Here is a 6,000-nt window from a genome sequence, read left to right on the forward strand (position 1 = left end):
GTGCCGAATGTGCGGCAGAGCACGCCCGCTGTCAAGCCCTTCTTGGCAAGCGTTCCCTCTGGTGATAAAGCAGAATCTTCACCCAAGAAAAACGCGGGAGTTTGTCATGCCGCAGTTGTACCGTTTGAATATTGTTGTTTCCGAAGACGATTTCCCCCTGGCGCAGGCCCTGGCCTCCCAGAGCGCCGAAGCAGGCTGGGAGGAGGAATCCCTGCCTTCCGGGGAAATGCTGCTGCGCGTCACCTCCGAAAAGGAAGAAGACTGCGCAGACCTTGCCGAAAAACTGGCCGCCTATGTGCCGGAAGCTTCCCTGAGCAGGGAAGTGCTCCCCGACAGAGACTGGAACGCGGGCTGGCGCAGTTATTTCACGCCGGTGGAAGCCGGAGATTTTCTCATTCTTCCGCCGTGGATGAAGGATGAGGACGCCGGGAGCCGCATTCCCGTCATCATCGAACCGAAATCCGCCTTCGGCACCGGGCATCACCCCACAACCACCATGTGCCTTGAGGCCATGAGCCGCCTGCATGATGCAGGAGCGCTGAAGGCCGGGCAGAACTTCCTTGATATGGGCACGGGTACGGGCATTCTCGGCATAGGCTGTGTGAAGATGGGCCTTTCCGGTTTCGGCGCCGACATCGACCCTCTTTCCATCGACAATGCCCGGGAAAACTGTGCCATGAACGGCATTCATGAAGGCTTCGAGATCCGCGAAGGGAGTGTGGAGCTGGTGCAGGGGCAGAGCTTTGACGTGGTCATCGCCAATATTCTCGCCGGACCGCTCCGGGAAATGGCCCCCGCCCTGATTCCGCTGGTGAAGCCCGGCGGCTGCCTCATCCTTTCCGGTTTTCTGGCGGTGCAGGTGCCCGGCATGCTGGAGGCCTACGCCTCCATGGGCGAACCGGAGCAGCTTCGCATGCCTTCTCCCGCCACGGATCCCACGCGTTCCGCCCATGCCGGAGACCCGGAGGCCGACGACTGGGTGTGCTTCTTCTGGCCGCGCGTGAAGTAGTTTTTTCATCCGCCTCTGAGCCGTCCGGTGTGTGCCGGGCGGCTTTTTTGTTTTTAAATCCGGGAAGTTGCCATGAAGGAAGGCCCGCAGGAGATGCTGCAACAAATTCGATGGCCGCGCCGTGCAGAATACAGGCAGTTTCTCTGAAAACGTACTCTGCAAAATGTGAGGTATATATTAAAACATGCGGATGATATTAAAATATATATGACATGTACAAATCGCTTTTAATAAGTATATCAATGCGTTTTCATAAAGATTTTTCCTGGCTTTCAACAGGCTTTTCCTCATGGAACAGGAAAAATAAAAAGCTGTACCATGAAGAAGGCGTTTGAGGAATATCTGATAAAGAACGGATACCGTCAGGTGACCGGAAGCGGCAATCCCGGTACCGTGTATGATGACTGCCGCAGAGTGGACAGGGTGGCGAAGAAGGAAAATCTCACCTGGGGAGAACTGGCGGAGAAGATTGATGACATGCTGCCATGCCATGATGAGGGGGTAAGCAGGAGACGGGAAGAAAATCCCATGGGGCCGTCATCAACGCCCTGAGAAGAGGTTCAGCGTGCGCGGAACATGCGGCATGGCGTCCCGCGGGGCGTGATGTCCCGTTTCAGGGTGCGCCCGGAACGGTCGCATAAGAGTTTTCCGGCAGTTCCGGCTATGCCGGCAGAGGGGCAGAATATCCGGCATGCTATATGGGGTACGGGGGACGCCGCGCCGTCGGATGTCGTGAGGAAAAAGGAGTCGTTCCGCGCCGCAGAGCGTTCCGGGTGTGGGAAAAAGGCATGATCCGGCTTTCGGGGGCATGCAACGATGCGGGCCGCCGCAGGTGGGCGTAAGGAGAGCGGCCGATGCGCTTTTGGTGAGGCGCGCACGAAGGACGAGGCGCGGGGGACTCAGCTGTTTTTTGCGTCCTTGCGGAAAAGGATGCGCTGCAGATCGGCCACGGTGGCGATACCCCGGCTTTTGGTGTTTTCCGGGCAGAGTATGGGGGAGTAGCCGAGGCGCAGGGCCTGCTTCATGCGGATATCCTGACCGGAAACGGGGCGCACCTGACCGTTGAGGTCCACTTCACCCCAGAGCACGCAGCGTTCGGGAAGGGGAATGTCGTAAAAGGAGGAGAGCAGGGCGGCCACCAGCGCAAGGTCCAGCCCCGGTTCCTGCAGGCGCATGCCGCCGCCCACCTTGGCATAGATGTCCACCTGACCGAAGTTGAGGTGCAGGCGCTTTTCCAGCACGGCAAGCAGAAGATGAAGGCGGTTGACATCGAAGCCGAGACCCGTGCGGCGCGGGATGGAAAGATAGCTTCTGGCGGCAAGCGCCTGTATTTCCACGGCAAAGGGGCGCTGTCCGTCCACGGCCATGACCACGGCAGTGCCGCTCAGCGAGGTGTCGCGCGCACCGAGAAAGAAGGTGGAGGGGTCTTCCACAAGTTCCAGTCCCTTGCGGACCATACGGAAGATGAGAAGTTCCTGATTGGGGCCGAAACGGTTTTTCAGCACCCTCAGCATGCGGAACATTTCCCGGCGGTCGCCTTCCAGAGAAATGACGGTATCCACCAGATGTTCCAGAAGTCGCGGCCCGGCCAGAGTGCCGTCCTTGGTGACATGCCCCACCAGAACCAGCGTGGTGTCGGCCCTGCGGCAGCGTTCCACCAGTTCCGTAGCCACGGCCCGCACCTGGCTCACGTTGCCGGGCAGTCCTTCGGCATTGTCGGAAGCAAGAGTCTGCACGGAGTCCACGATAAGCAGCGCGGGCGCGCTTCCCGGGGTATCGAGCACGGGAAAAAGGTCTTCCACCCGGCTGGTGGCCAGGGCAAGCAGAGAATCGTGCAGCACGCCGAGGCGTTCGGCCCGGCTTCGTATCTGCGGAAGCGATTCTTCCCCGCTGGCGTAAAGAACGGTTTTTCCCTCCCGGGCCACGGCGCCGGCAAGCTGCAGCAGCAGCGTGGATTTGCCTATGCCCGGTTCCCCGCCCACCAGAATGGCGGCTCCGGGAACAAAGCCGCGCCCCAGAATGCGGTCGAGGGCTTCAAGACCCGTGCCGAAGGCCGCATGATCGCTGCCTTCGACATGGGCAAGGGGCTGTATGCGCCCCGCCGCGCGGCCCTCCGCAGGCAGGGGCCTGCCTGCGGAAGACGGCGCAAGGCGCGTAAGTTCAAGAGTGTTCCACTCCTGGCACTTCGGGCACTGGCCCCGCCACTGGGCGCTCTGCGCGCCGCAGGCCCGGCAGATGTAGACTTCCCGAAGTTTCGCCATGGAAGATTACTTGTTGAAGAGGTTGATGCGGCGCAGGTGGCGGCCGCCTTCAAAAGGCGTGCTGAGGAAGACATCCACCATGCTGGCGGCGATGCCCTGACCGGAAACACGCTCGCCGAGGCAGATGACGTTGGCGTTGTTGTGGGCGCGGGCGAAGGTGGCGTGGAATTCGCTGGTGCACAGCGCCGCCCGTATGCCGGGGACGCGGTTGGCGGCCATGCTCATGCCTATGCCCGTTCCGCATACCAGAACGCCGAAGGCGCTTTCATCCTTGAGAACGGCATCCGTGACGGCCTGGGCCTTCAGCGGATAATCGCAGCTCGCGGGATCGGAGGGGCCGAGATCGTGCACGTCGTGCCCCTGATCCTTCAGGTGACGCACAAGAAAGGTTTTAAGGTTGAAGCCCCCGTGATCGGACGCGATGTAAATGGTGCTCATGACTTTCTCCAGTGACGCTTGTTATTGGTCCAGCGAGTACACGGCAACATTCTGCGGCACGTCGAGCTTCATGCTCAGATCGGGAAGCGTGTCGGCATTCCGCCGTTCCTTGACAAGGAGCACCATGCGCAGGGTTTCTTCGCCGTTGTCCATGGTTCCGTCCAGCTTGTGGGGCAGGCCGTCGTCGCCGTAGGCGATGTTCAGCGTCCAGCGACCATCCATGCTCCAGCGGACGGGAAGGGCTTCGGCGTTCAGCTCCAGCTCACAGGTGCGGCCTTCGCTCAGGTAGCGGTAGACGATGTTGCCGTCGTTCCCGCTGAGGTATCGCTCCGGAGCCGGAACGTCAAGAGCGGACATGTAGCGTCCCGCGAGAAAGTCGTTGAGTCTGTTCATGGAAAAAGGCAGGGGCAGGCCCATGAGGCGGCGCAGATTTTCCGTGGATTCCATGCCGGTATAGGCCTTCTGATCGCGGGGAAGCACCACGAGCATGCGCCCGTTGTCGAAAAGGGCCTTGGCCACGGTGGCGCCCACCCCGGCATTGACCTCAAGGAGTATGGCTCTGGTGTCGCCCGGCATGTCCGGGTCGAAATCCGCCGCATCCAGTCCCGCCGGGCCGTGGCCGTCCTTCATGCCGGAATCGTCGGCATCACTGCGGGACCAGAGCAGATAGGTGACGCGCCGGGTGTCGTTTTCCGGGCCGAAGCGCAGGCTCCCGGAAAGCACCTTGTATTCCGCAGGCTGCGAGGAGCGCTGCACAAAGCTCTGCCAGAGGTTGCCGGCATCGCTTTCCGAGGAGAGCATCTGCCCTTTGGGGGCACAGGCGCCGAGAAGGGCCGAGAGAACGAGACAGGCAAGGGGAAGAAGAATTTTTTTCATCAGTGTTTTTCCAGTTTGAGCCGCACGCGGGCGGCGTCTTCGGGGAAGTCCATGCTCTGGAACAGTTCAAGGGCCTTCTGCCAGCCGTGCCGGGCGGATTCCCTGTCGCCCCGGGCTGAGGCTATGTCGCCGTAGTGTTCAAACATGGCGGGATCGCCGGGGCCGTCCTTGTCGGACGCGTCCAGCGCCTTCTGAATCTGTTCCCAGGCCTCGTCCAGTTCTCCCCGGCGGAAATGCACCCATGCCAGGGAATCGAGGATGAAGTCGGCATCCGGCTCCAGTTCCACGGCGCGCTGAAGAAGCTTGTAGGCCCTGTCCAGTTCCCGGTTGCCGTCGGCCAGATTGTAGCCCACATAGTTGAGGGCGAGGGCGTTGTCGGGGAATTTTTCAATGACCTTTTCCATGAGCGCCATGGCCCGGGACCTGTGGCCCATGACCTCCTGCAGGTACGCCTGCTGGAAGGCCGCGCTTTCATTGTCCGGCTGGAGGCGCAGGGCTTCGACAAGATCCTTGTCCGCCGCCTTGAAGTTCCGCTGCAGGGTATGCAGTTCCGCCATGAGCAGCAGAGGCTCCACATCCGAGGGATGCAGGCGGCGCAGTTCTTCAAGAACGGAGAGCGCTTCGGAAAAGCGCTTCTGCTCATAAAGAATGCGTATGTTCATGCGCAGGGCCTTGTCGTATTCCGGGCTGTTGGAGGAAACCCTGCCCAGAAGGGCAAGGGCCCGTTCCTGATCGGCGCCCGTCTCATAAAGCAGCGCCGCATGATAAAAATAGATGCCTTCGGGCATGTCGGGCTGCTTTTCCAGCCGGAGAAAGAGCTTTTCCGCCTGATCGGCAAGCTTTTCATCCATGAGCATGGCCGCCGCGGCTACGCAGAAATGCAGCGGATCGTGGGATTCGGTCACCGTGGCGACCACGGCGTCCATATTGTTTTCCTGAAGCTGAAGACGCAGAAGGAAGAGCCGCGCGCTGCGGTTGTCCGGATCGGAATCCAGGAGATTTCTGTAGATCTTCTTAGCTTCCGCCTTGTTGCCGAGTTCTTCCAGCGTAAGGGCCAGAAGCTGCCAGGCTTCGGAATATTCCGGGTCTTCCTTCACGGCCGCGTCAAGCTGCACCCGGGCTTCGCCGAAGCGGCCCGACACGTTGAGCGCCTGGGCATAGGCAAAGCGTATCTGCGGCGTGAGCTGCTTTTCGGGAATGCGCCGGAATACCTTCATGGCGTCTTCCGTGCGGCCGCTGCGCAAAAGCGCAAGGGCGAGTTCCGCCTGCGCCTGCCCGTCTGCAGGATGCTTTCCGGCAAAGGTGCGCAGAAGCTCGATGGCCTCTTCCCGCGAGTTGCGCTGGATGAGCAGATCGGCCTGAAGGGATACCAGCGCAAGATCGTCGGGCATCTGGGCGGAAGCCTTCCTGATGAGC

At 60.8% G+C, this 6,000-nt stretch carries 6 protein-coding genes; 2 read left to right on the top strand and 4 right to left on the bottom strand.

Going from position 1 to position 6,000, the window contains the following annotated elements; all coding sequences use genetic code 11:
• The first annotated feature begins 106 nt into the window (after nt 1–106).
• Entirely contained in the window at nt 107–1,009 is a 903-nt protein-coding gene (locus Q0K07_RS05120; RefSeq protein WP_294557318.1) for a 50S ribosomal protein L11 methyltransferase, read from the top strand.
• Between the two features lie 318 nt (nt 1,010–1,327).
• Nucleotides 1,328–1,561, top strand: a complete 234-nt coding sequence (locus tag Q0K07_RS05125) for a hypothetical protein (protein WP_294557320.1) — start codon at nt 1,328–1,330, stop codon at nt 1,559–1,561.
• A 347-nt stretch (nt 1,562–1,908) separates the two neighbouring features.
• Here the strand turns inward: Q0K07_RS05125 and radA are convergent, their stop codons facing one another.
• The 4 genes from radA to Q0K07_RS05145 all read right to left on the bottom strand — a co-directional run.
• The gene (radA, locus tag Q0K07_RS05130) at nt 1,909–3,270 is read right to left on the bottom strand and encodes a DNA repair protein RadA (protein WP_294557322.1); all 1,362 of its coding nucleotides are present in this window, start codon (nt 3,268–3,270) and stop codon (nt 1,909–1,911) included.
• Between the two features lie 6 nt (nt 3,271–3,276).
• Nucleotides 3,277–3,708 carry a ribose 5-phosphate isomerase B gene (rpiB, locus tag Q0K07_RS05135; RefSeq protein ID WP_294557324.1) on the bottom strand — a complete coding sequence of 144 codons (432 nt, stop codon included), beginning with the start codon at nt 3,706–3,708 and terminating at the stop codon, nt 3,277–3,279.
• 21 nt (nt 3,709–3,729) lie between these two features.
• On the bottom strand, nt 3,730–4,584 hold the full coding sequence (locus Q0K07_RS05140) for a hypothetical protein (RefSeq protein ID WP_294557326.1): 855 nt from the start codon (nt 4,582–4,584) through the stop codon (nt 3,730–3,732).
• Nucleotides 4,584–6,000, bottom strand: a 1,417-nt coding sequence (locus Q0K07_RS05145) for a tetratricopeptide repeat protein (RefSeq protein WP_294557328.1), incomplete at its 5' end; no start/stop codon positions are given. The genes Q0K07_RS05140 and Q0K07_RS05145, both read right to left, overlap by 1 nt.

Origin of the sequence: uncultured Mailhella sp. (assembly GCF_944324615.1) — a bacterium.
In the GTDB taxonomy this organism is placed as follows: domain Bacteria; phylum Desulfobacterota; class Desulfovibrionia; order Desulfovibrionales; family Desulfovibrionaceae; genus Mailhella.

What these genes read in the sequence shown, in the direction of transcription:
- Q0K07_RS05120 (WP_294557318.1), top strand. Translation starts at nt 107, where the DNA reads ATGCCGCAGTTGTACCGTTTGAATATTGTTGTTTCCGAAGACGATTTC.
- rpiB (WP_294557324.1), bottom strand. Translation starts at nt 3,708, where the DNA reads ATGAGCACCATTTACATCGCGTCCGATCACGGGGGCTTCAACCTTAAA.
- radA (WP_294557322.1), bottom strand. Translation starts at nt 3,270, where the DNA reads ATGGCGAAACTTCGGGAAGTCTACATCTGCCGGGCCTGCGGCGCGCAG.
- Q0K07_RS05125 (WP_294557320.1), top strand. Translation starts at nt 1,328, where the DNA reads ATGAAGAAGGCGTTTGAGGAATATCTGATAAAGAACGGATACCGTCAG.
- Q0K07_RS05140 (WP_294557326.1), bottom strand. Translation starts at nt 4,584, where the DNA reads ATGAAAAAAATTCTTCTTCCCCTTGCCTGTCTCGTTCTCTCGGCCCTT.